This is a genomic window from Pseudomonas sp. 1L-E-NC-VB-C3, assembly GCF_057291535.1.
In genome coordinates, this window is the sequence record NZ_JBXAWD010000003.1 from 387,251 (window position 1) to 410,409 (window position 23,159).

General features: G+C 59.3%; 17 protein-coding genes. 7 read left to right on the top strand and 10 right to left on the bottom strand.

Going from position 1 to position 23,159, the window contains the following annotated elements; genetic code table 11:
• Positions 1–81: 81 nt before the first annotated feature.
• Positions 82–2,532 carry a glycogen/starch/alpha-glucan phosphorylase gene (locus tag AC0Z5Z_RS07260; RefSeq protein ID WP_041477535.1) on the bottom strand — a complete coding sequence of 817 codons (2,451 nt, stop codon included), beginning with the start codon at positions 2,530–2,532 and terminating at the stop codon, positions 82–84.
• 259 nt (positions 2,533–2,791) lie between these two features.
• On the opposite strand from AC0Z5Z_RS07260, the gene AC0Z5Z_RS07265 reads away from it, so the two are divergent.
• The gene (locus AC0Z5Z_RS07265) at positions 2,792–3,229 is read left to right on the top strand and encodes a YkgJ family cysteine cluster protein (RefSeq protein WP_150637984.1); all 438 of its coding nucleotides are present in this window, start codon (positions 2,792–2,794) and stop codon (positions 3,227–3,229) included.
• A 215-nt stretch (positions 3,230–3,444) separates the two neighbouring features.
• Here AC0Z5Z_RS07265 and typA read toward each other — a convergent pair whose 3' ends face one another.
• A complete protein-coding gene (gene typA / locus AC0Z5Z_RS07270) occupies positions 3,445–5,265 on the bottom strand; it encodes a translational GTPase TypA (RefSeq protein WP_016772102.1) in 1,821 nt (606 codons plus the stop codon).
• Between the two features lie 139 nt (positions 5,266–5,404).
• On the bottom strand, positions 5,405–6,859 hold the full coding sequence (thiI, locus tag AC0Z5Z_RS07275) for a tRNA uracil 4-sulfurtransferase ThiI (protein WP_024011233.1): 1,455 nt from the start codon (positions 6,857–6,859) through the stop codon (positions 5,405–5,407).
• Between the two features lie 327 nt (positions 6,860–7,186).
• Between thiI and glnA the strand changes: the two genes are divergently transcribed.
• The 5 genes from glnA to ntrC all read left to right on the top strand — a co-directional run bounded on the left by glnA (position 7,187) and on the right by ntrC (position 12,804).
• The gene (gene glnA, locus AC0Z5Z_RS07280) at positions 7,187–8,593 is read left to right on the top strand and encodes a type I glutamate--ammonia ligase (protein ID WP_016772104.1); all 1,407 of its coding nucleotides are present in this window, start codon (positions 7,187–7,189) and stop codon (positions 8,591–8,593) included.
• Between the two features lie 329 nt (positions 8,594–8,922).
• The gene (locus AC0Z5Z_RS07285; protein WP_095181055.1) at positions 8,923–9,435 is read left to right on the top strand and encodes a DUF4124 domain-containing protein; all 513 of its coding nucleotides are present in this window, start codon (positions 8,923–8,925) and stop codon (positions 9,433–9,435) included.
• Positions 9,432–10,055: a DUF4124 domain-containing protein gene (locus AC0Z5Z_RS07290; protein WP_485610911.1), complete on the top strand. Its 624-nt coding sequence runs from the start codon at positions 9,432–9,434 to the stop codon at positions 10,053–10,055. Before AC0Z5Z_RS07285 ends, AC0Z5Z_RS07290 begins: the two co-directional genes overlap by 4 nt.
• Positions 10,056–10,285: 230 nt before the next feature.
• Positions 10,286–11,371 carry a nitrogen regulation protein NR(II) gene (gene glnL, locus AC0Z5Z_RS07295; RefSeq protein WP_024011230.1) on the top strand — a complete coding sequence of 362 codons (1,086 nt, stop codon included), beginning with the start codon at positions 10,286–10,288 and terminating at the stop codon, positions 11,369–11,371.
• Positions 11,368–12,804, top strand: a complete 1,437-nt coding sequence (ntrC, locus tag AC0Z5Z_RS07300) for a nitrogen regulation protein NR(I) (RefSeq protein WP_016772108.1) — start codon at positions 11,368–11,370, stop codon at positions 12,802–12,804. Before glnL ends, ntrC begins: the two co-directional genes overlap by 4 nt.
• Before the next feature lie 608 nt (positions 12,805–13,412).
• Here ntrC and AC0Z5Z_RS07305 read toward each other — a convergent pair.
• The 4 genes from AC0Z5Z_RS07305 to AC0Z5Z_RS07320 all read right to left on the bottom strand — a co-directional run bounded on the left by AC0Z5Z_RS07305 (position 13,413) and on the right by AC0Z5Z_RS07320 (position 21,336).
• On the bottom strand, positions 13,413–15,884 hold the full coding sequence (locus AC0Z5Z_RS07305) for a leucine-rich repeat domain-containing protein (RefSeq protein WP_485610912.1): 2,472 nt from the start codon (positions 15,882–15,884) through the stop codon (positions 13,413–13,415).
• Between the two features lie 248 nt (positions 15,885–16,132).
• A complete protein-coding gene (locus AC0Z5Z_RS07310) occupies positions 16,133–18,598 on the bottom strand; it encodes a leucine-rich repeat domain-containing protein (protein ID WP_485610913.1) in 2,466 nt (821 codons plus the stop codon).
• A gap of 119 nt (positions 18,599–18,717) precedes the next feature.
• Positions 18,718–20,709, bottom strand: coding sequence for a leucine-rich repeat domain-containing protein (locus AC0Z5Z_RS07315; protein WP_485610914.1), 1,992 nt, complete (start codon positions 20,707–20,709; stop codon positions 18,718–18,720).
• Positions 20,710–20,895: 186 nt separating this feature from the next.
• On the bottom strand, positions 20,896–21,336 hold the full coding sequence (locus AC0Z5Z_RS07320; protein ID WP_095181059.1) for a hypothetical protein: 441 nt from the start codon (positions 21,334–21,336) through the stop codon (positions 20,896–20,898).
• Here AC0Z5Z_RS07320 and AC0Z5Z_RS07325 point away from each other — a divergent pair.
• On the top strand, positions 21,335–21,790 hold the full coding sequence (locus AC0Z5Z_RS07325) for a tRNA (cytidine(34)-2'-O)-methyltransferase (RefSeq protein WP_016772113.1): 456 nt from the start codon (positions 21,335–21,337) through the stop codon (positions 21,788–21,790). The two genes, AC0Z5Z_RS07320 and AC0Z5Z_RS07325, sit on opposite strands and share 2 nt — an antisense overlap.
• Before the next feature lie 121 nt (positions 21,791–21,911).
• On the opposite strand, the gene secB is transcribed toward AC0Z5Z_RS07325, so the two are convergent.
• Genes secB through AC0Z5Z_RS07340 form a run of 3 tightly spaced genes read right to left on the bottom strand, consistent with a single transcriptional unit; the run spans position 21,912 to position 23,124 of the window.
• Positions 21,912–22,397 (bottom strand): protein-export chaperone SecB, encoded by a 486-nt coding sequence (gene secB / locus AC0Z5Z_RS07330; protein ID WP_016772114.1) that lies wholly within the window; start codon positions 22,395–22,397, stop codon positions 21,912–21,914.
• A gap of 57 nt (positions 22,398–22,454) precedes the next feature.
• Complete coding sequence (gene grxC, locus AC0Z5Z_RS07335) at positions 22,455–22,709, bottom strand: glutaredoxin 3 (protein ID WP_016772115.1); 255 nt, start codon at positions 22,707–22,709, stop codon at positions 22,455–22,457.
• Position 22,710: 1 nt separating this feature from the next.
• Positions 22,711–23,124: a rhodanese-like domain-containing protein gene (locus tag AC0Z5Z_RS07340; RefSeq protein WP_016772116.1), complete on the bottom strand. Its 414-nt coding sequence runs from the start codon at positions 23,122–23,124 to the stop codon at positions 22,711–22,713.
• Positions 23,125–23,159 lie beyond the last annotated feature (35 nt).

Below are 23,159 nucleotides of genomic sequence, written 5' to 3' on the forward strand. Positions count from 1 at the left end.
GATTGATGCCTTTTAACCGGCGCTCAGTATATCGATCCGGCCCAACAAACGTTGGGCCTTGCGCAGATTTGTCGGGGAAAGTTACTCCAGCGCTTTCCAGATATCCGTGGCGTACTCGCGAATCGTCCGGTCGGAAGAGAACCAGCCCATCCGCGAGGTGTTGAGCACCGCCGAACGCCACCAGTTCTGCGAGTCGTGCCAGTGCGCATCAACACGCTTCTGCGCTTCCCAGTAGGAGTCGAAGTCGGCGCAGACCAGGAAGCGGTCATAGTCGATCAGCGAATCGATCAGCCCGGTATAACGCGAGGTATCGTCCGGCGAGAACACACCGCTGCGAATCGCTTGCAGCACATCGTTCAAACGATGGGAGGCGGCGATGTCGGGTACAGCGCTGAACTCGTGGTTCTGCTTGCGCGCTTCAACCTGTTGCGCACTGAGGCCGAAGATGAACATGTGCTCGGCACCGATGCGCTCGCACATTTCCACGTTGGCACCGTCGAGGGTGCCGATGGTCAGCGCGCCGTTGAGGCCGAACTTCATGTTACTGGTGCCCGACGCCTCGAAACCGGCGGTGGAAATCTGCTCGGACAAGTCCGCCGCCGGGATGATGCTTTCGGCCAGGCTGACGTTGTAGTTGGGCAGGAACACCACTTTCAGCAAGCCGCGCACGGTCGGGTCGTTGTTCACCACCCGAGCGATGTCGTTGGTCAGTTTGATGATCAGCTTGGCCTGGTGGTAACTCGCCGCCGCTTTACCGGCGAAGATTTTCACGCGTGGCACCCAGTCGACTTCCGGCTCGGCACGAATCGCCTGGTACAACGCCACGGTGTGCATCAGGTTGAGCAACTGGCGTTTATATTCGTGGATACGTTTGACCTGCACGTCGAACATCGCTGCCGGGTTGACCGCGATCCCGAGGCGCTCGTGAATCAGATAGGCCAGCGCCTTCTTGCTGTGCAACCGCTGCTCGGCGAAGGCTTTGCGGAAGGCGGTTTTCTCGGCGAACGGTTCAAGTTCGAGCAGGCGCTCTTCAGGATGGTCGAGCACATCCGGGCCGAGAGCGTCGATCAGCATCGAGGTCAGTTCCGGGTTGGCCTGATACAGCCAGCGGCGGAACGTGATGCCGTTGGTTTTGTTGTTGATCCGCTCCGGATAGAGCTTGTGCAGTTCGGCGAATACGGTTTTGCGCATCAACTGCGTATGCAGACCGGACACGCCGTTGACGCTATGCGAACCGAGGAACGCGAGGTTGCCCATGCGCACCCGGCGGCCGTTGTCTTCTTCGATCAGCGACACCGCGCGCAGCACGTCGAAGTCATGAATGCCCTTGGCCCGCAGCGAATCGATGTGCTGTGCGTTGATCAGGTAAATGATCTGCATGTGCCGTGGCAGCATGCGTTCCATCAGCCCGACCGGCCAGGTTTCCAGCGCTTCCGGCAGCAGCGTGTGGTTGGTGTACGACAGCGTGTCGACGGTGACTTGCCATGCTGCGTCCCACGCGACGTCGTAGACGTCGACCAGTTGGCGCATCAGCTCGGCCACTGCAATCGAGGGGTGAGTGTCGTTGAGCTGGATCGCCGCGTGATCACCGAGGGTCAGCACCGAGGTGTGCATGTTGCGGTGACGGCGCAGCAGATCCTGCAACGAAGCGGCGACGAAGAAGTATTCCTGACGCAGGCGCAGCTCTTGCCCGGCTTCGGTGCTGTCGGCCGGATAAAGGACGCGGGAGATACTCTCGGCGCGGGCCACTTCCGCCACGGCGCCCAGGTGGTCACCGGCGTTGAAGCGCTCAAGGTGCAGATCTTCCATGGCGCGGGCACGCCACAGACGCAGGGTGTTGACGCTCGCCCCGCGCCAGCCGACCACCGGCGTGTCATAAGCAATTGCGCGCACGGTTTCCGCTGGCGACCAGACCTGACGAGTCTTGCCGGAGGCATCGGTGACGGTTTCGACGCTGCCGCCGAAGCCGATCGGGTACGCCACTTCCGGCCGTTCAAATTCCCAAGGGTTGCCGAAATCCAGCCAGTGTTCGGTCTGTTCCTGTTGCCAGCCATCGACAATCGCCTGACGAAACAAGCCATGCTCATAACGAATGCCATAGCCATGGCCGGCGATGCCGAGGGTCGACATGCTTTCCATGAAGCACGCCGCGAGACGACCGAGGCCGCCATTGCCCAGCGCTGCATCGGGCTCCAGCAGACGAATGCGTTCCAGATCGACGCCCAGTTCGGTCAGCGCTTCACGGGCGACGTCGAGCAGGCCGAGGTTGCTCAGGCTGTCGTAGAGCAAACGGCCGATGAGAAATTCCAGCGAGAGGTAATAAACCCGCTTCTGGCCTTTGCGGTAGATCTGCCGGGTGTGATCCATCCAGTGTTCGACCATGTGATCACGCGCGGCCAGGGCAATGGCTTCGAACCAGTCATGGTCGAAGGCATGATCGGGGTCTTTGCCCACGGCGTAGGTGAGTTTGGTCAGGACGGCGTCGCGGAACGCGGCCACCTCTGCTTCGCGAACTAGTGGTTCTTGAGTCATCAACAGGACCTCGAGCGAGCGGGAATTTTCTGAGCCTAGACGGTCTGACCGGCGGTAACGGCTCTGGTTCGGCAGTATTTGCCCGGACTGTGCAGCAGTCCGACATAACCCTGGCGGATGAACCAATGAATGCAGGGGCCGTGCCGTCCTGTCGGGCAAATTGCAGTCGTTGCGAAAATATCCGGCGAAAGGTTGTTCAAAATTCCACCGCTCCCGGTATGATCGCGCGCCCTGATGCATACACGCCTGGTAACTCCCGATGATGAAGCCCAACCTGATCGCCGCCGCCGAGATTGATCGTCTCGATACGTGGGCCAAATACTCGGCGCCGATGTGCGGCTCGTGCATGTCCAGCTGCTGCACGCTGCCGGTCGAAGTGAAGATCAAGGATCTGGTGCGCATCGGTGTGGTCGACGAGTTCGAACTGGGCGATCCGCCAAAGAACATTGCCAAGCGTCTGCAAAAGGAAGGTCTGGTCGAGCGCTTCAATCAGAAGTCGGGAATCTTCACCCTCCAGCGCATGAGCAACAACGATTGCTATTACCTGGATCGTAAAACCCGCCTGTGCACCATTTATGACAAGCGCCCGGACACCTGCCGCAACCACCCGAAGATCGGGCCGCGGCCGGGGTATTGCGCTTATAAACCGAAAGACGTCGAGCGGGTGCAGAACTTCCGGGCCATCGACAAATTTTGATCGCTGGGGAAGTTTTCGGCGGCTGATCGGCCGCTTTCGCGAGCAGGCTCGCTCCCACAATAGAGATCAGTGAACACGGATTTTGTGTGCACCCGAAATCCCCTGTGGGAGCGAGCCTGCTCGCGAAAGGGCCAGTGCAAACACTGCATAAACGCCAGACAAACAAAAACGCCCCCGGTCTCGCGACCGGGGGCGTTTTCTATTCCAGGGCTGGATTACGCCTTGGCTTTCTTGGCAGCGCGGGTACGCTCGCTTTCGTCGAGGATCTTCTTGCGAAGACGGATCGACTTAGGCGTGACTTCGCACAGCTCGTCTTCCTGGATGTATTCCAGAGCCTGTTCCAGGGTGAAGCGAACAGGTGGGACCAGAGCGATGGTTTCGTCTTTACCCGAAGCACGCATGTTGTCGAGCTTCTTGCCTTTGGTTGGGTTCACACCCAGGTCGTTGTCGCGGCTGTTCTGACCAACGATCTGACCGTTGTAGATCTCCTGGCCGTGTTCTACGAACAGCTTGCCACGGGCCTGCAGAGTTTCCAGCGAGTAGGTCAGAGCCTTGCCGGTTTCAACCGAAACCAGAACGCCGTTCTGACGGCCGGACATGTGGCCCGACTTCACTGGAGCGTAACGGTCGAAGATCGAGGTCAGGATGCCAGCACCGTTGGTCAGGGTCAGGAACTGGTTACGGAAACCGATCAGACCGCGAGCAGGGATGTTGTATTCCAGACGAACACGGCCCTTGCCATCCGGCACCATGTTGCTCAGGTCGCCCTTACGCAGCCCCATCTCTTCCATGACCTTGCCCTGGGATTCTTCAGGGATGTCGATGGTGACGTTTTCGAACGGTTCCTGCTTCACGCCGTCGACTTCACGGATGATCACTTCAGGGCGGCCCAGGGCCAGCTCGAAGCCTTCGCGACGCATGGTTTCGATCAGTACCGAGAGGTGCAGCTCACCACGGCCGGAAACCTTGAACTTGTCAGCGGAGTCGCCTTCTTCAACGCGCAGTGCAACGTTGTACAGCAGCTCTTTGTCCAGACGATCCTTGATGTTACGGGAGGTCACGAACTTGCCTTCTTTACCGCAGAATGGCGAGTCGTTTACCTGGAAGGTCATGGAAACGGTTGGCTCGTCAACGGTCAGCGGCTTCATCGCCTCGACGGTGTTGATATCGCACAGAGTGTCGGAGATGAACAGCTCGTCGAAGCCGCTGATGCAGACGATGTCGCCGGCTGCTGCTTCGTCAACGTCGATGCGGTGCAGACCGTGGTGACCCATCAGCTTCAGGATACGACCGTTGCGACGCTTGCCGTCGGCGCTGATAGCGACAACCGGGGTGTTCGGCTTGACGCGACCACGGGCGATACGGCCAACACCGATAACACCCAGGAAGCTGTTGTAGTCCAGAGCGGAGATCTGCATCTGGAACGGACCGTCACGGTCAACGGCCGGAGGCGGAACGTGGTCGACTACTGCCTGGTACAGCGGAGTCATGTCTTCCGCCATGGCGGTGTGGTCCAGACCAGCAATACCGTTCAGGGCCGAAGCGTAAACAACCTGGAAGTCCAGTTGTTCTTCGGTCGCACCGAGGTTGTCGAACAGATCGAAGATCTGGTCCAGAACCCAGTCCGGACGCGCGCCTGGACGGTCAACCTTGTTGATGACCACGATTGGACGCAGGCCGGCTTCGAAAGCCTTCTTGGTCACGAAACGGGTTTGCGGCATAGGGCCGTCTTGAGCGTCAACCAGCAGCAGAACGGAGTCGACCATCGACATTACGCGTTCAACTTCGCCGCCGAAGTCGGCGTGGCCCGGGGTATCCACGATGTTGATGTGGTAGCCGTTCCAGTTGATGGCGGTGTTCTTCGCCAGAATGGTAATACCGCGCTCTTTTTCCTGGTCGTTGGAGTCCATCACGCGCTCGTCGTTGAGCTCGTTGCGCTCCAGGGTGCCGGATTGACGCAGGAGTTTGTCTACCAGGGTGGTTTTACCGTGGTCAACGTGGGCAATGATGGCGATGTTGCGTAGATTTTCGATCACTTGTGTATCTCGATCAGAGGATTCGGTTTGCTGACAAGTCATGGCAGCGATTAGCAGTAGTGTCCGGCATGGCCGTTACAGCTTGACGGCGGTGTCGGGGGGCCGGTGACGCAGGCCACAGGCAAACAGCCCCGGGCACTTAGCTCGGTCGATAAACGCGCACATTGGCATGCCCCTCACTGAGCAAATGGTGGGCATGCAGGCGACTCATCACGCCTTTGTCGCAATACAGCAGGTACTGGCGAGTAGGGTCCAGTTCCTTGAAACGTGCGTTCACTGCATAGAACGGCATCGTCTGTACCTCTATGCCGGCGAGCTCCAGCGGGTCATCCTCGGCGGCATCCGGGTGGCGGATGTCGATGACGATCTGACCGGCCAGCGCTTCGCTGACTTCTTCAATCTGCAAATCCTGGCCCAACTCGTCGATTACCCGATCGATCGGCACCAGTTTGGCGTTGGCGAGCGCACGCTCGAGTACCGCCATGTCGAATTCTTTCTCTTCGTGCTCAACCCGGCCACGCTTGGCGGCGGTCTTGGGGTTGACCGAAATCACGCCGCAGTATTCCGGCATGTGCCGGGCGAAATCGGCGGTGCCGATCTCGTTGGCAGTGTCGATGATGTCCTGCTTGTGCGCGACGATCAGCGGCCGCAGCACCAGCTTGTCGGTCACGCAGTCGATCACCGACAGGTTCGGCAGCGTCTGGCTCGACACCTGGGAGATCGCTTCACCGGTCACCAGTGCATCGATGTGCAGGCGTTCGGCGATCTCGGACGAGGCGCGCAACATCATACGCTTCAAAACCACGCCCATATGACTGTTATCGACTTTGCCGAGAATTTCGCCCAGCACTTCCTCGAACGGCACACTGACAAATAGCACGCGTTGCGAGCTGCCGTACTTCTTCCAGATGAAGTGCGCGACTTCCATCACGCCCAATTCGTGGGCACGCCCGCCGAGATTGAAGAAGCAGAAGTGCGCCATCAGGCCGCGACGCATGATCTGGTAAGCCGCCACGGTCGAATCGAAGCCGCCGGACATCAATACCAGCGTCTGCTCCAACGCGCCGAGCGGGTAGCCGCCGATGCCGTTGTGCTGGCTGTGAATCACGAACAACCGTTTGTCGCGAACTTCGATACGGACTTCGATTTGCGGTGCTTTAAGGTCGATTCCGGCCGCACCGCACTCGCGACGCAGCTTGCTGCCGACGTATTTTTCCACGTCCATCGAGCTGAAGGCATGCTTGCCTGCGCGCTTGCAGCGCACCGAGAAAATCTTCCCGGCCAGTGCATCGCCGTAGTGCTGTTTGCACTTTTCGGTGATGTCGTCGAAGTCGCCCAGCGGGTACTCGTCGATCTGCAGAAAATGCGCGATACCCGGCATGCAGGTCAGGCGTTCGCCCATCTCTTTCAAGGCTTTGGGGTCGGTAACGCGGGTTTCCAGCTCGAGATTGTCCCACACGCCGTTCACCACCACGGCCGGGTCCAGGTCACGGAGCACGGTGCGGATGTTCTTGGCCAACTGGCGGATGAATTTCGTCCGGACAGGTCGGCTTTTGATGGTGATCTCGGGGAAGACTTTTACGATAAGTTTCATGAAAACAGCGCGCGAACGGCCAGCCGAAAAAGGGGGGCGCGGATTATAGCGGAAATTGCTCAAGGTTTAACCAGTTAATGTGCAGAAGGTTTTGCTTGCACCAAAACAGGTCATTTCTGAATTTAAACGCAACATTAAGGGGCGGGATTTGTCGATTCAGAACCTCGCACGCCTTAATAAGCGTGAATTTGGGGCAAAAAACCCATGCTGGGGCACTGGCATGCAATTTGCTCCCTTGTGAGGCAGGTTGCCTTGGCAGAGTATTCGCGCCGGCATCACCATTATTAAGGGCATCCACTACCCGCCCTAATTCACCCGGAGGACACTATGTCGAAGTCGGTTCAACTCATCAAAGATCATGACGTCAAGTGGATTGATCTGCGCTTCACGGACACCAAAGGCACTCAGCACCACGTGACCATGCCGGCTCGCGATGCGCTGGATGACGACTTCTTCGAAGTCGGCAAGATGTTCGACGGTTCCTCCATCTCCGGCTGGAAAGGCATCGAAGCCTCCGACATGATCCTGATGCCGGTCGACGAAACGGCCGTGCTCGATCCGTTCACCGAAGACCCAACCCTGATTCTGGTGTGCGACATCATCGAGCCTTCGAGCATGCAAGGCTACGATCGCGACCCACGTGCGATCGCCAAGCGCGCCGAAGAGCACCTGAAAGCCACCGGTATCGGTGACACCGTATTCGCCGGTCCGGAGCCTGAGTTCTTCATCTTTGACTCGGTGAAATTCAAGTCGGACATCTCCGGCTCGATGTTCAAGATCTACTCCGAGCAAGGTTCGTGGATGTCCGACCAGGACATCGAAGGCGGCAACAAGGGTCACCGTCCAGGCGTGAAAGGCGGCTACTTCCCGGTTCCACCGTTCGACCACGACCACGAAATCCGTACCGCCATGTGCAACGCACTGGAAGAAATGGGTCAGTCGGTTGAAGTTCACCACCACGAAGTGGCGACTGCCGGCCAGAACGAAATCGGCGTCAAGTTCAACACCCTGGTGAAGAAGGCCGACGAAGTTCAGACCCTGAAATACGTTGTGCACAACGTTGCCGACGCTTACGGCCGCACCGCGACCTTCATGCCGAAGCCACTGTACGGCGACAACGGTTCGGGCATGCACGTACACATGTCGATCTGGAAAGACGGCAAGAACACCTTCGCAGGTGAAGGCTATGCCGGCCTGTCCGATACCGCTCTGTACTTCATCGGCGGCATCATCAAGCACGGTAAGGCCCTGAACGGCTTCACCAACCCGGCGACCAACTCGTACAAGCGTCTGGTGCCAGGCTTCGAAGCTCCGGTAATGCTGGCCTACTCGGCTCGCAACCGTTCCGCTTCGATCCGTATTCCTTACGTGTCGAGCCCGAAAGCCCGCCGTATCGAAGCACGCTTCCCGGATCCGGCTGCCAACCCGTACCTGGCTTTCGCAGCTCTGCTGATGGCCGGTCTGGACGGTATCCAGAACAAGATCCACCCAGGCGATGCCGCCGACAAGAACCTGTACGACCTGCCGCCTGAAGAGGCGAAAGAGATTCCACAGGTTTGCGGCAGCCTGAAAGAAGCCCTGGAAGAGCTGGACAAGGGCCGCGCGTTCCTGACCAAGGGCGGCGTGTTCTCCGACGACTTCATCGACGCTTACATCGCGCTGAAATCGGAAGAAGAAATCAAGGTTCGCACCTTCGTACACCCACTGGAATATGAGCTGTACTACAGCTGCTGATCCGGTAGCGCTGCGTAAAGCGGCGTGACACAAGAGGCCTCCTTCGGGAGGCCTTTTTTATTGCCCGGCGCAACGCATTTTCCATGTGGGAGCGAGCCTGCTCGCGAAAGCGGTGGGTCATTGATCATTCCCACGCTCCGCGTGGGAATGCAGCCCGTGACGCTCCGCGTCACTGGACGCGGAGCGTCCCAGGAGGCATTCCCACGCAGAGCATGGGAACGATCCGTGTTTTGGCTACCAGTCTTTTCAATTCCAGTTATTAACGGTTTTGGCCAACCGCCCCACCTGTCCTATGCTGCTACCCACAGTTTCCAACCCCGGTCGATTTCATGGGTCGCACGCTTCTCTACATTCTGCTGCTGATCGCCCTGCCCGCCGCCGCGCAGATCTACAAGTACACCGACGCCAACGGCAACACGGCGTACAGCAATCAGCCGCCGGACGGCGTGCAGGCGCAACCGGTCGAGTTGCCGCCACTCAATCGGGTCGAGCCGCAAGCACCGAGTGCGCCGCAATCACCCCGCCCCGAAGCACCGCAACCAGCGCGCAACGCCTATGAAATCCTCGAGCTCGCCGGCCTGCCCACTGACGAGGCCCTGCGCGCCAACAACGGCACCTTTACGGTCAATGTTCTGATCAAGCCGCGTCTGCAACCGCCGCATCAATTAAGGCTGCTACTCGACGACCAGCCCTATGGCCAGCCGAGCAACGTGCCGGTTCTGCAACTGGTCAACATCGATCGCGGCGAGCATCGCCTGGCCGTGCAAGTGATCGACGGCCAAAGCGTCGTTCAGCAGAGCCCGCCAGCCGCCTTCACCGTGCAACGGGTGCATACGCCATGATCCGCGCGGGGCTGGCACTCATTCTGGCGCTGGTGTCGACGTACACCTTGGCGGAGGTCTTTACCTATGTCGACGCACAGGGCAACCGCGTCTATACCGATCAGCCGCGCGCCAACGCCAAGCGAGTGCCGATCGCGACGAGCAATCGCATGGCTGTCCCTGCCAACACCGCAGCGCCGATCACCACAGCGAAAAAATCCGCCGAACCAGCGCCCTTTCACTACGACATGCTGCGCATTCTGATCCCGGAGCCTGATGCCACCTTGCGCAACAGCGCCGGCGAGCTGATCGTCAGCGTCACCAGCGAGCCCGGCCTGCAAAGCGGCCATCGTTATCGCTTGCTGCTGGATGGCAAGGCCACTGGCGAGCCCGGCGTCAGCCCGGTATTTGCGCTGAGCAATATCGATCGCGGCAGCCACAGCCTTTCGATCGAGATTCTCGACGCCGCCGGGCGCACCGTGGAACGCACCGCCAATCAACCGTTCCACATGCTGCGCATTTCCCTAGCGCAAAAACGTCAGGTCAAACCCTGTGTCGCCGACGATTACGGCGTGCGCCCGGAATGTCCGCTCAAGGACAAACCTGACGAACCGAAAAATCCCTTCCTGCGCTTCTTTTAACGCCTGCCGGGCATGCGCACCCTATTGGTGCACTAAACTGCATCTCGCCCACAACCCAACCCATTTTGGTTCGAAACTTCCCGTTTGAGCTGGCTTCGTGCCATACAAACGCGCGTCAAACGCCTGTTTCAGGGGTTAAACGCTTCTTTTCGGAGCCTTGGTTTGGTTTTTGCATTTTCCCGACATCAGCGCTTTGTTCTCGCGCACGCCTTGCTCCAAAAGGGGTCCAGATGACCATAAGCGACGCTATTCACCGTTTGCTGCTCGACAACCTGACCACGGCGACCATCCTGCTCGACGCCGAGCTGCGCCTGGAGTATATGAACCCGGCAGCGGAGATGCTGTTGGCCGTCAGCGGTCAGCGCAGCCACGGCCAGTTCATCAGCGAGCTGTTCACCGAATCCCCCGAGGCGCTCAATTCCCTGCGTCAGGCCGTGGAGCAGGCGCACCCGTTCACCAAGCGTGAAGCGATGCTCACCGCCCTCACCGGCCAGACGCTGACCGTGGATTACGCGGTCACGCCGATTCTCAGTAACGGCGAGACTTTGCTTTTGCTTGAAGTGCACCCGCGTGATCGCCTGTTGCGCATCACCAAGGAAGAGGCGCAGCTGTCCAAGCAGGAAACCAGCAAGATGCTGGTGCGCGGCCTCGCCCACGAGATCAAGAACCCTCTTGGCGGCATCCGTGGCGCAGCGCAATTGCTGGCCCGCGAACTGCCGGAGGAAAGCCTGCGCGATTACACCAATGTGATCATTGAAGAGGCCGACCGCCTGCGCAATCTGGTCGATCGCATGCTCGGCTCGAACAAACTGCCGTCGCTGGCCATGTGCAACGTCCACGAAGTGCTCGAACGCGTCTGCCATCTGGTCGAAGCCGAAAGCCAGGGCTGCATCACCCTGGTGCGTGATTACGACCCGAGCATTCCCGACGTATTGATCGACCGCGAGCAAATGATTCAGGCGGTGCTGAACATCGTGCGCAATGCGATGCAGGCCATCAGCAGCCAGAACGAGCTGCGCCTGGGCCGCATCAGCCTGCGCACCCGCGCCATGCGCCAGTTCACCATCGGCCACATCCGCCATCGTCTGGTGACCAAGATCGAGATCATCGACAACGGTCCCGGCATTCCGGCGGAACTGCAGGAAACCATTTTCTTTCCCATGGTCAGCGGCCGCCCGGACGGTACCGGGCTGGGCCTGGCCATTACCCAGAACATCATCAGTCAGCACCAGGGCCTGATCGAGTGTGAGAGCCATCCAGGCCACACCACCTTCTCGATCTTCCTGCCACTGGAACAAGGAGCCACATCGACATGAGCCGTAGTGAAACCGTGTGGATCGTCGATGACGACCGTTCTATCCGTTGGGTCCTGGAAAAAGCCTTGCAGCAGGAAGGCATGACCACCCAGAGCTTCGACAGCGCCGATGGCGTGATGAGTCGTCTGGCCCGGCAGCAGCCGGACGTGATCATTTCCGATATCCGCATGCCGGGCGCCAGTGGCCTGGATCTGCTGGCGCGGATTCGCGAACAGCACCCACGGCTGCCGGTCATCATCATGACCGCTCACTCCGATCTGGACAGCGCTGTCGCCTCCTATCAGGGCGGTGCTTTCGAGTACCTGCCCAAGCCGTTCGACGTCGATGAAGCGGTTTCGCTGGTCAAACGCGCCAATCAACATGCGCAGGAACAGCAAGGCCTGGAGGTTGTGCCAGCCCTGACCCGCACCCCGGAAATCATCGGCGAAGCGCCGGCGATGCAGGAAGTGTTTCGCGCCATCGGGCGCCTGAGCCACTCCAACATCACCGTGCTGATCAACGGCGAATCCGGTACCGGTAAAGAACTGGTGGCCCACGCCCTGCACCGCCACAGCCCACGCGCGGCCTCGCCGTTCATTGCCCTGAACATGGCGGCGATCCCCAAGGATCTGATGGAATCCGAGCTGTTCGGCCACGAAAAAGGCGCGTTCACCGGCGCGGCGAATTTGCGTCGCGGTCGCTTTGAACAGGCGGACGGCGGCACGCTGTTTCTCGATGAAATCGGCGACATGCCGGCGGACACCCAGACGCGTCTGTTGCGCGTGCTGGCCGATGGCGAGTTCTATCGCGTCGGCGGCCATGTGCCGGTCAAGGTCGATGTGCGCATCATCGCTGCGACACACCAGAATCTGGAAACCCTCGTCCACGCCGGCAAGTTCCGCGAGGACTTGTTCCACCGCCTCAACGTGATCCGCATCCACATCCCGCGCCTGTCGGATCGTCGTGAAGACATTCCAACCCTGGCCCGGCACTTCCTCAGCCGCGCCGCGCAGGAACTGGCGGTGGAGCCCAAGCTGCTGAAAAGCGAGACCGAGGAATACCTGAAAAACCTGCCTTGGCCAGGTAACGTGCGCCAGTTGGAGAACACCTGTCGCTGGATCACCGTCATGGCCTCCGGTCGCGAAGTGCACATCAGTGACCTGCCGCCGGAACTGCTCAACCTGCCGCAGGATTCGGCGCCAGTGACCAACTGGGAACAGGCCCTGCGCCAATGGGCAGATCAGGCCTTGGCCCGTGGCCAGTCGAGCCTGCTCGACAGCGCAGTGCCGGCGTTCGAGCGGATCATGATCGAGACGGCACTGAAGCACACCGCAGGACGTCGGCGTGATGCGGCGGTGCTGTTGGGTTGGGGGCGGAACACCCTGACGCGCAAGATCAAGGAACTGGGGATGAAGGTTGATGGTGGGGATGATGATGAGGGGGAAGAGGGTTAACGCTTAAGGGTTGCCGTGTACTCAGGATCGATCCCCCTCACCCCAGCCCTCTCCCGGGGGAAGGGAGCAATCTCGGGTGGTTTCGAGGCCTGGGTTCGGCTCGGTATCTCAGGTCGGCGTAACTGACCGGGCAACTCGGTCAGTCCCCTCTCCCTTGGGAGAGGGTCAGGGTGAGGGCACCGTGCACCGCATCAATGCACAATGAACCGTGATCGCGCAGAGCCGTATCGCCACCTCCGCATCTGAAAGTGCCGAAAAACCCAGACTTGAAATAAGCGAAAGCCCCGTATTCCGGGGCTTTCGCGTTTTCGAAGCATTTTTTGTTACAGCAAATCAAAACCTGGCACGCCGCCTGCAATATCTATCTCAGGTGATTCGATTCACCACCCGTTTCGGGGACCTTGGTACAGGCAGGCCGGGGATTCCCCTCTTTACACCGGGCTCACAGCGCAAAGCAGCGAGCCTACCCTTTTGGGATCCTTGGTACAGGCAGGCCGGGGGTTCCCTCTTTACACCGGGCTGACGCTGCAAGCGAAGCCCATGCTTTTGGGAACCCTGATACAGGCAGGTCAGGGATTCCCGCTTTTACACCGCAATGCGTCCCACCCCTATTCGAACCTGGGGCGCTCGGGCACATGATGTGGGGGCTGGTTTTGCCATGTCGGGTCAAACCTCCTTACTTCCTCCTCCAGCCTGTCCAGCATTTTCCCCGGGCTGGGTTCAGTAGACGCAATGTTCAGCAAACTTTCTTGCTCACCTACGCTGGCCTTTTGGAAGCTTTCAATAAACGACCAGAGCCGGCGCTGCAAAAGCAGACGCTCAACCTGAAATTCCGGCGTACGCACCAGATTTCTGAGTTGTTTGATCATTGCGGGGTTCGCTTGAAGGACAAATGAATCCCACAGGGCAGACTTTTCAGCGCGTTGCGTTTGGGGGACATGGTGCAGCCATGGACTGTCCGCCAAATCAGCCTCGATTCTCCCAAGCCACAGATCGGTACCCGTCTGCCGACGTGCAGCTATCAATCGTCGAAGAGAAGCGGGGTCGGCAATCGGACTGCCAGTCAGGTCAAACCCTTTTCTCAGCTCAATGGTTTCGGGAATGGCTCTGATCGCGGTATAGGCCAGATTCAAACGTGTCCTGGGAATATCGGATGTCACGCCGTCCGGGAATTCTCTTATACGAGTTCGGTGGAGATCGACTTCCCGCAACGCCGTCATTCCCCGCAGTGAGGGCGCCACAGCCAGCCGACTTTCCGACAAATTCAATATCTCCAGCCGCGACGGACCGTTCTGCAAACCAAGCCCGGGCGGCGGCGAGGTTATGAACGTATTGGCCAGATTCAACTCTCGCAATCCGGACATGCGAGTCACATCAGGTGCTTCTGTCAAATCGGGATTATGGTACAGGTCAAGCACCTCCAACCGTGACGCCACGGGCCATTGATCCAGCCCGACAGGGGGACGACTCAAACCACAGGAACGTGCGCGCAAGACCCGCAACTCGCTCATGCCACGCACTGAAAAAAGCGGCCAGATACTGCAGTGCGTCAGGCTCAACTCCCGCAAACGGGTCAATCGCGTGAAATGCTCAAGGCCGTCCGACGGGAGCCATAGTCTGGCTTCCTGCATCGTCAGGACTTTCAACGCCGGGAGTTTATCGATTTCGGCCAACAGTTCATGACACTTGCCATTGAATCTGCGGATTTCGAGGGTTTCAATGTGGGAAAGCATCGAGAACAATTTTCCCAGACTTTTCGAAGGACTTCCTTCCAGGCCTAGAGATACGACGGATCTGAGCGGAACGGAACAACCCGGTAGCGCCAGATTGCGCCGACTTCCCAGGTCGAGCTCCAGCTTGAAACCGACCAGCCGCCCGTCGCGGTAGACTTTTTCCGAATGCTCTCCCTGCCATTTGAACAACCGACGCACGTTGGCCCCTATTGCCAGCCGGCGCCTGCGTTCGGCAATGTCCTGGCCTTTGTAACCCGTCTCCCAGGCAGTGATCTCACGGTTCAATCGAGGAAACTCCAGCTCAAGCCGCTTGAGTTCGACTTCTGCGACACCCGCTTCCCCATAACGCGCAATGAAATCATCGGCATGTTGATCCGTCGCATCAGCAAAATAGCGTCTGACCAGTGTCCGTGTGGTCGCAACCAGAACCGGCGGCTGTCCCCCAGAGGGGCCTGCGCCGGTGAGCCAGGGGCGGTGAAAGTTGAACGGGTTGGCAGGTACTTGAGCAGCGCCGTCCATCCCACCGCGCAAACCTGTGAGGATGCAAACCCAGGTGTTCTGCTCGCTGCGGGTGATCGCCAGGGTTTCACCGCCCAGGCTGGCGCGGTAAATGTTCACGCTGTCGGCAGCGACGGGATCGTTGGGTTTGACCAGGCGCCAAACCCTGTATTCCGGGCGGGAGGCATCCAGATCCTGCATCACCTGATACGCCTGCTCATGGATGACCACATAGAGTTTGCCATCGTGACGTATCACGCCGTCGCTGCCCGATTGTGCGCCACTGACATCCAGCCCGGCATGAAAGCCATCCAGGCTTTGGGCGGTCAGGGGGTTGGTGCGGGTGCTGAAGTCGCTGTGCGGATGCCAGATGCCGCTTTCGCTATCGCGCAACATCCATGGGCCGCAAGGGTACAACTCGCCGGGATGTCGAGCGCGATACCATCCCGTATCCGGATCAGCTGCGACGAGAACGAGGCCACTGCCAGGGACGTCAACATAACGGCGATTTTTGTACAGCCTGAAGCCTTCGCCATCAGCGTCAGGCAATTCGGTGGTTGATGTTATCCGGTAAGTCTCCAGCGACCGGTGTATCACAGGAGAGATGGCAGCAACCTCCGGTGCCGGGCGAACCTCGACCACCGGCGCCGGCAGGATCGTATTCGGGCCTGCGTCGTCGCCAGGTTTGGTGCTAAGCGACTTCAGATCATCGAGACCAGCCCAGGGGACCGTGCCATCGCGGACGGGCATATCCGCCGCTGTGAAATCCTTGTCCGAGCTTCGCTTCGGGAACGTGTGGACATCAGTATCAACGTGGGTGCTGCCCCCGCGAGGTGGTTTTAGTGGCATGTTTTTTCATCCTTGAAAAGTCGCCCCGCCATTCATGCTCAGGCGGGGGGGGCGGCATCCTGCCGGTTAGCTGGGAAGACCAACGATAGCCTGCGTTAACGTTGACGCGCAGCGGAAAAACAGACGGCTCCGGTGGGAAATGACGCTAGCAAATGTGGGAATGGCAGGGCAGGCCGAACGTCATCAGCCTGCGCTTTTGTGCAGGGGTGATGATGCCGGCATCGTGCCGCCTGCGGTTTGCCCCCCCCCTATGCAAGCCGCGGCCGCTTGGGCAAATGATGCGGGGGCTGGTGCTGCCAGGTTGAGTCGAACTTCGTCATTTCCTCTTCGAGCCTTTCCAGCATTTTTCCGGGACTGGACTCCGTTATCGCGATGTCCCGCAAAGCGTCTTGCTCACCAAGACTCGCCTTTTGGAAATGTTCCAGAAACGCCCAGACCCGACGCTGCAGAAGCGGCCGCTCAACCTGAAACTCAGGCGTGCGGACCAGCTCTCTGATTTTGCCCATCATGGCAACATTCGTCTGATCGATTAACGAGTCCCAGAGGGAAATCCGGGCGGCGCGTTGCGCCTGTGGAACATTGTGCATCCAGTGGTCTATGACCAGATGGCTCGAAGCTCGTCCCAACCAGATGTCCGTACCTGTTTGCCGACGTGCAGCAATCAACCGCCGAAAGTAGACAGGATCGGAAATCAACGTGCCGGTAAGGTTGAAACCTTCCCTGAGTTCAACAGCTTCGGGGATTGATTCGATCCGGGTATAACTCAGATCCAGACGTGCTCGGGGAACCTCGGAGTTCACGCCGTCCGGGAAAGTTTTTATCGCGGTATGGCTCAGGTCAACTTCCAGCAATGCCGACATTGCGCTGAGCGACGGCGCCACAGCGAGTGGGGTGCTGGATAAATTCAAGACCTGGAGTCGCGAAGGACCGCTCTGCATGCCAAGCCCGGGTGGCGGCGCGGATATGCGGGTATGGGACAGATCCAATACTCGCAATTCGGACATCTGGGTCACATCAGGCGGATGTCGCAGTTCGGGATTGTGGTACAGATCAAGCACCTGCAACCGTGACGCCACGGCCACCTCATCCAATCCGAAAGGCAGACGGAGCAAGCCACAGGAACGTGCGCGCAATACCCGTAACCCGGTCATCCCTCGCACTGAAAGATCGGGCCAGATACCACAGTTGATCAGGCTCAACTCTTCCAGCCCGATCAATGTGGCGAAGTGGTCGAGGCCTGTCGACGACAGCAACAGACTGCTTTCACGAATTTCCAGGACTCTCAACTGTGGGAGCTTGTCGAGTTGGGCAAGCAATTTCTGGCCGTCGATTCTGCGTGTTTGCAAGGTGTCCATGCGCGGGAACATCGACAACAGATCTCCCAGATTCCTAGAGGTGCGTCCCTCCAGGCCAAGAGACACAACAGATCCGAGTCGAGTCGAAAAAACCGGAAGGGCGAAATTCCCCCGCGCGCCCAAATCCAGTTTCAACCTGAAGCCGATCAGCCGGCCATCCCGGTAGACTTTTTCCGAACTGTCGCCCTGCCACTTGAACAATCGACGCACGCTGGCACCTATTGCCAGTCGCCGAATGCGCTCGGAACTGCTGTCACCCCTGTAGGCAGTCTCCCACGCAGTGACCTCACGGTTGAGTTGAGGAAACTCAAGCTGTAGCCGTTTGAGCTCCACCTCAGCCGCACCTGCCTCAGCAAATCGGGCAATGAAATCATCGGCATGCTGATCGGTGGAGTCGGCGAAATAGCGTTTTACCTGCGCCCGCGTGGTCGCGTCTGCAACCGCCGCTTGCCCCCGTGAAGGGCCGGAGTCAGTGAGCCAGGGGCGATGAAAGTTGAACGGATTGGCACCTGCAGCCTCATTGCGCTGCATGCCCCCGCGTAAACCAGGAAGGATGGAAACCCAGGTATTGCGCTCGTTCCGGGTAATGGCCAGCGTCTCACCGCCGAGGCTGGCGCGATAAATGTTTGCGCTGTCGGTGGCGCCGGGATGACTGGGATCAACCAGACGCCAGACCTTGTATTCCGGGCGAGACGCAGCAAGATCCTGCAAAACCTGATACGCCTGTTGATCAATGACCACGTAGAGCTTGCCAGCGTGACGTACCACGCCGTCGCTGCCGGGGGCGACGCCGCTGAGATCCAGCCCGCTGCGAAATCCCTGCAAACCCGCAGCGGTCAGAGGATCGGTGCGTGCGTTGAAGTCGTTGTGCGGATGCCAGAGGCCGCTGCGGCTATCCCGCAACATCCATGGACCGGTGGGCAGCAACTCGCTGGGGAGTCGAGCGCGATAAAATCCGCTGTCCGGATCCACCCCTACCAGAACGATGCCGCCGCCAGACACATCCACATACTGACGTTTTTTGTACAGCCTGAAGCCGTCACCGTCAGCTGCCGGCAGTCCGGCCGGTGATCGCATTGCGTAACTGTCCAGCGACCTGGCGATGACGGGAGGACTTGGATTGGTGTGCGGCGCAGGGCGAACCTCGACCATCGGCGTCGGCAAGGTCCTGTCCGCGCCGACAACATCGCCCGGCAAGCTGCCCCGCAGCTTCGGATCATCGCCACGAACCCAGGGGGCGGTGCCATTGAGATCGGGAGTGCGCACCAGTGCGAAATCCTTGTCCAGACGTCGGGTCATGGCCGGGTGAACATCCGTGTCCACGCGGGTGCTGCCACTGCGGGGTGGTTTTACTGGCATGTTTTCATCCTTGAAAGTCGTCCCTGGCATTTATCCCAGAGACGATGGGGGGGTGGCATTGCTGTTACAGACGGGCCGAGGTTTGCCGCTTTTGCATCGGCACTGCGTACTCCTGCGAGTTACTCGAACCTGGGACGCTTGGGCAAAGGGTGCAGCGGCTGACTCTGTCGCCCTCCGTCATAGTTGCGGATTTCATTCTCCAGCCTGTCCAGCATTCTCCCGGGACTCGTTTCCGTATAAAGAATGGCGTCGAGCCTGGCCCGCTCGTTGACTTCGGCGCTGTCATACATTTCCAGAAACCACCACACGCGCCGCTGCAGAAGCGGGCGCTCCACGTGAAACTCGGGCGTTCGACTCAGTCGACGAAGAATGCCGGTCACTGCCAGTGGCATTGCGGCGTTATGCCTGTCCCACAGCGCTTGTTTTTCCGCTATCTGTTCCTGTGGCACATTGCGTAGCCAGAGATCGGCAGTTACATCGCTGCTTTCCTGCCCAAGCCAGATATCGGTGCCTGTCTCTACACGTGCTCGTATCAACCGCCGTAAAGAGGCCGGGCCCATTATCGGATTGCCGATGAGATTGAAGCCCGCTCTGAGCTCCACGGATTCGGGGATCGACCTGATGTGATTGTCCGCAAGATTCAGTTCTCTTGCGGGAATCCTGTCGGTAATGCCCTCGGGAAATCTTTGCAATCGTGTATTGGAAAGATCCAGCTCCTGCAGTGCGGTCATGTGTTCGAGTGAGGGGCTGATCGAAAGCGGATTGCCCCCCAGTCTCAACACTTCCAGCTTCGACGCCACGTCGATGGCCTCAAGTCCGGAAGGCAGCAGGTGTATTCCGGTGCGGCTCAGATCCAGCACCCGCAGTTCAGTCATCCCTCTGATATCAGCTGCCACTTGCAAAAAGGTGACTTGCTCCTGACGCCGCATCTGCATGTCCAGGCTGTTCACCGGGACCTCGAAGGTGTTGCAAAGCCATAGCTCGTTTAGCCTGGCAAGGCCTCGTACGGAAAAGTCAGACGTTAGTTCACAGTCCTGCAGGTGCAGCCTTTGCAAACGCGGGAATCTTTTCAATTGCTCGGCAAAGCGCGAATCCAGCCTGAATTTCGAATAAGCCCGTTCGATCACGTTCCAGCCTTGAAACCGCCCTTCCACTTCGATTGCCTGACTGGTAATGGTCAGACTTTCAAGATTGGGAAACTGTGCGCAAAACACGTCCGGGTCCAGCCGGCCACGGCCTCTTAAAGTCAGAGAAACCACTGAGCTGAATTTCAAGGAAAGCGGTTTTTGAACTGGCCATATCGTCAGATCGATTTCCAGCTTGAAGCCCACATGCCGCCCGTCACGGTAGACGCGCTGTTCGGGCTGGCCTTGCCATCTATACAGCTGGCGAAACGTCGCCCATATATTCCGCGCCTCATGTAACTCCTTGTCCGATGAAATGCGACCTCGACTGATCGGCAGGTCAAAACGCGTCGAGTCCAATTGCGCCAGCCCAAGCTGGATATGCTTGAGCTCAAGCTCTGCCCCGTCCTTGTCATCGAACCGGGCGATGAAGGCGTCCGCGTCCTCGTCGGTCGTGTCGGGCAGGTACTTGCGGATCTGCTCCCGGGTGGTGGGCTCCGCGACTTCACGCGCATACCAAAGTCCGCTGTCCACATCGCGCAGCATCACCGGGCCGGATGGGAGCAACTCGCTTGGCCGCCGGGCTCGATACAGACCCGTCGCAGGATCCACTGCGACAGGCACCAGGTCGCCGTTGACCAGGTCTGCGTAGGTTCGCCGACTGATCACCCGCAAACCCTCACTGTTGACCTGTGGAAGTATCGCTCGGGCGTTGGTGACGTAATTGTCCAGCGAAGGCTGGGTGGCGGGAGGGCGAATACCTTCTGCGAGTGCGCGCACCACAACGGCCGCGGCAGGGGGTATGGCACCCAGGGTCGCATCACTGGATGATTCGACGCGCGGCAGCAAATGGTGCTGAGCAAAATTCACATCGACGCCTGTGCGACCCGGGTGGCCGTGGAGCGAAATGTCGGCGTCCGCAGCCCGAAGCGGGCTGCCCGGAACGTCCACGTGGGTACCGCCACCGCGAGGGGGTTTTACTGGCATGTTTTCATCCTTGAAAAAGACGCCCCATGCTGTCGAGCAAGGGGACAACGGGTTTCGGCATCCTGCCGTTTGAAGGGGCAAACGATAGCGTGGACGAGCATCGGACGGAGATGGGAAAGGGAGACGGCCGCAGTGGGAAACGACCTCAAACAGTGTCGGAGCGCGCCCAGTGATGAGGACTTGCCCCTAGGGCTCGCTCAAGCGGATCTCCAGCCGCCAACGATCATCGACCTCGCTGCCAACCCAGTCGCCCTGCAACGGGCGCGCTGCCAGCACCGTCAGCAATAACCCTCCATCGCTTTTGCGCGTGCGCCAGTTGACGTCCTTGCCGTTGAGCCTGAGCTGGCCCTTCTGCGCCCGACCTTCGGCCTGAAACAGCAGCGCGACGGTGCCATCGATGATCTCGCCGTGCAGTTTCGGCTCGTTGTTGAACCACACCACCAGGCCACCATCGGTGACCTCGACACGCTCCAGCACGCTTGGATCGGGCGTGGTCAGACGGCCGATCATCAAGCCGATCATCAAGCCGACAATCGCCAGCGAGCCGATGACTCGCGGGAATAGTTTCGAACGGTTGTCCACAGGCGGCGTAGAATGCCGCTCATCTTTACCTTCGGAGCCGTGCATGTTTCACGTCATCCTTTTTCAACCAGAAATTCCGCCGAACACCGGCAACGTTATCAGGCTGTGCGCCAACAGCGGCTGCCACCTGCATTTGATCGAACCACTGGGTTTCGAGATGGACGACAAGCGCCTGCGCCGTGCCGGTCTCGACTACCACGAATATGCCACGTTGCAGCGTCACGCTGACCTGGCCAGTTGTCTGGAAAGTCTGGGCAACCCGCGCGTGTTCGCCTTCACCACCAAGGGTTCGCGACCGTTCCATGATGCCGCGTTCGTGCCCGGCGACGCTTTTCTGTTCGGCCCGGAAAGCCGTGGCCTGCCGGCGGACGTGCTCGACGCCCTGCCCGCCGAACAGCGCCTGCGCCTGCCGATGCGCGAAGGCTGCCGCAGCCTGAACCTGTCCAACACCGTGGCGGTCGCCGTGTACGAAGCGTGGCGGCAGAACGACTTCAAGTAACGCCGCAAGCAAATGTGGGAGCGAGCCTGCTCGCGATTACGGAGTGTCAGTCAACATTGATGTGTCTGACAGACCGCTTTCGCGAGCAGGCTCGCTCCCACATGGGTATTACTGAACCGTCTTACTGAACGGTCGGGGTCTCGCCGCTTTCCTGCATGCGCTGCAGCTCTTGCGCGTACAGGGCGTCGAAGTTCACCGGGGCCAGCATCAGCGCCGGGAACGAGCCACGGGTAACCAGGCTGTCCAGGGTTTCGCGGGCGTACGGGAACAGGATGTTCGGGCAGAACGCACCCAAGGTGTGGCTCATCGAAGCCGCGTCCAGATTCTTGATCAGGAAGATACCGGCCTGTTGCACTTCAGCGATGAAGGCCACTTCTTCACCGTTTTTCACGGTGACGGAAAGAGTCAGCACCACTTCGTAGAAATCGCCTTCCAGCGCTTTCTGGCGCGTGTTCAGATCCAGACCGACCGCCGGATCCCACTGCTGGCGGAAGATCGCCGGGCTTTTCGGGGCTTCGAAGGACAGGTCGCGTACGTAGATGCGCTGCAAGGAAAATTGCGGTGCGGTTTCTTCTTCGCTGGCTGCAGTGTTCTGTTGGTCAGTCATCTCAGATCCTTATCGATCTTGGGTCTTTTAGGGAGTGCTGTACGTGGGTGCAGCCGTTCAGCCCTTGAGCAGCGCGTCGAGTTTGCCGGCGCGTTCCAGGGCGTATAAATCATCGCAACCGCCGATGTGCTTTGCGCCGATCCAGATCTGCGGCACGGATGTGCGCCCGGCCTTTTTGGTCATTTCGGCACGCAGCTGCGGCTTGCCATCGACCTTGATCTCTTCGAAGGCCACGCCTTTGCTGGCGAGCAGATGCTTGGCGCGCGAGCAGTAAGGGCAGTAATCGCTGGAGTAGACGATGACTTCGCTCATGTCATTTCACCAGCGGCAGGTTGTCGCCTTTCCAGCTGGAAATCCCGCCGGACAGCTTGGCGGCGGTGAAGCCGGACTTCATCAGCTCGCGGGCGTGGGTGCCGGCGGTCTGACCGAGGGCATCGACCAGAATGATGGTCTTGGCCTTGTGTTTTTCCAGCTCGCCGACGCGGGCAGCCAGTTTGTCTTGCGGGATGTTCACCGCGCCGACGATGTGGCCAGCCGCATAATCCTTGGCCGGACGGATGTCCACCACCACGCCTGCGTCTTTATTGACCAGTGCGGTCAGCTCGCCGGTGCTCAGGCTCTTGCCGCCGCCCTGCATCGTGTGCGCCAGCAACAGAGCCAGAAGTACGACGAAGATACCGACAAGAATGTAGTGGTTAGTGGCAAATTCAATCAGGTGAGCAACCATCGAAGGAGGTTCCAGGGCGTTAAAATGTCGGCCAG

What these genes read in the sequence shown, in the direction of transcription:
- AC0Z5Z_RS07260 (WP_041477535.1), bottom strand. Translation starts at nt 2,532, where the DNA reads ATGACTCAAGAACCACTAGTTCGCGAAGCAGAGGTGGCCGCGTTCCGC.
- AC0Z5Z_RS07265 (WP_150637984.1), top strand. Translation starts at nt 2,792, where the DNA reads ATGATGAAGCCCAACCTGATCGCCGCCGCCGAGATTGATCGTCTCGAT.
- thiI (WP_024011233.1), bottom strand. Translation starts at nt 6,859, where the DNA reads ATGAAACTTATCGTAAAAGTCTTCCCCGAGATCACCATCAAAAGCCGA.
- glnA (WP_016772104.1), top strand. Translation starts at nt 7,187, where the DNA reads ATGTCGAAGTCGGTTCAACTCATCAAAGATCATGACGTCAAGTGGATT.
- AC0Z5Z_RS07285 (WP_095181055.1), top strand. Translation starts at nt 8,923, where the DNA reads ATGGGTCGCACGCTTCTCTACATTCTGCTGCTGATCGCCCTGCCCGCC.
- AC0Z5Z_RS07290 (WP_485610911.1), top strand. Translation starts at nt 9,432, where the DNA reads ATGATCCGCGCGGGGCTGGCACTCATTCTGGCGCTGGTGTCGACGTAC.
- glnL (WP_024011230.1), top strand. Translation starts at nt 10,286, where the DNA reads ATGACCATAAGCGACGCTATTCACCGTTTGCTGCTCGACAACCTGACC.
- ntrC (WP_016772108.1), top strand. Translation starts at nt 11,368, where the DNA reads ATGAGCCGTAGTGAAACCGTGTGGATCGTCGATGACGACCGTTCTATC.
- AC0Z5Z_RS07305 (WP_485610912.1), bottom strand. Translation starts at nt 15,884, where the DNA reads ATGCCACTAAAACCACCTCGCGGGGGCAGCACCCACGTTGATACTGAT.
- AC0Z5Z_RS07310 (WP_485610913.1), bottom strand. Translation starts at nt 18,598, where the DNA reads ATGCCAGTAAAACCACCCCGCAGTGGCAGCACCCGCGTGGACACGGAT.
- AC0Z5Z_RS07315 (WP_485610914.1), bottom strand. Translation starts at nt 20,709, where the DNA reads ATGCCAGTAAAACCCCCTCGCGGTGGCGGTACCCACGTGGACGTTCCG.
- AC0Z5Z_RS07325 (WP_016772113.1), top strand. Translation starts at nt 21,335, where the DNA reads ATGTTTCACGTCATCCTTTTTCAACCAGAAATTCCGCCGAACACCGGC.
- AC0Z5Z_RS07320 (WP_095181059.1), bottom strand. Translation starts at nt 21,336, where the DNA reads ATGCACGGCTCCGAAGGTAAAGATGAGCGGCATTCTACGCCGCCTGTG.
- secB (WP_016772114.1), bottom strand. Translation starts at nt 22,397, where the DNA reads ATGACTGACCAACAGAACACTGCAGCCAGCGAAGAAGAAACCGCACCG.
- grxC (WP_016772115.1), bottom strand. Translation starts at nt 22,709, where the DNA reads ATGAGCGAAGTCATCGTCTACTCCAGCGATTACTGCCCTTACTGCTCG.
- AC0Z5Z_RS07340 (WP_016772116.1), bottom strand. Translation starts at nt 23,124, where the DNA reads ATGGTTGCTCACCTGATTGAATTTGCCACTAACCACTACATTCTTGTC.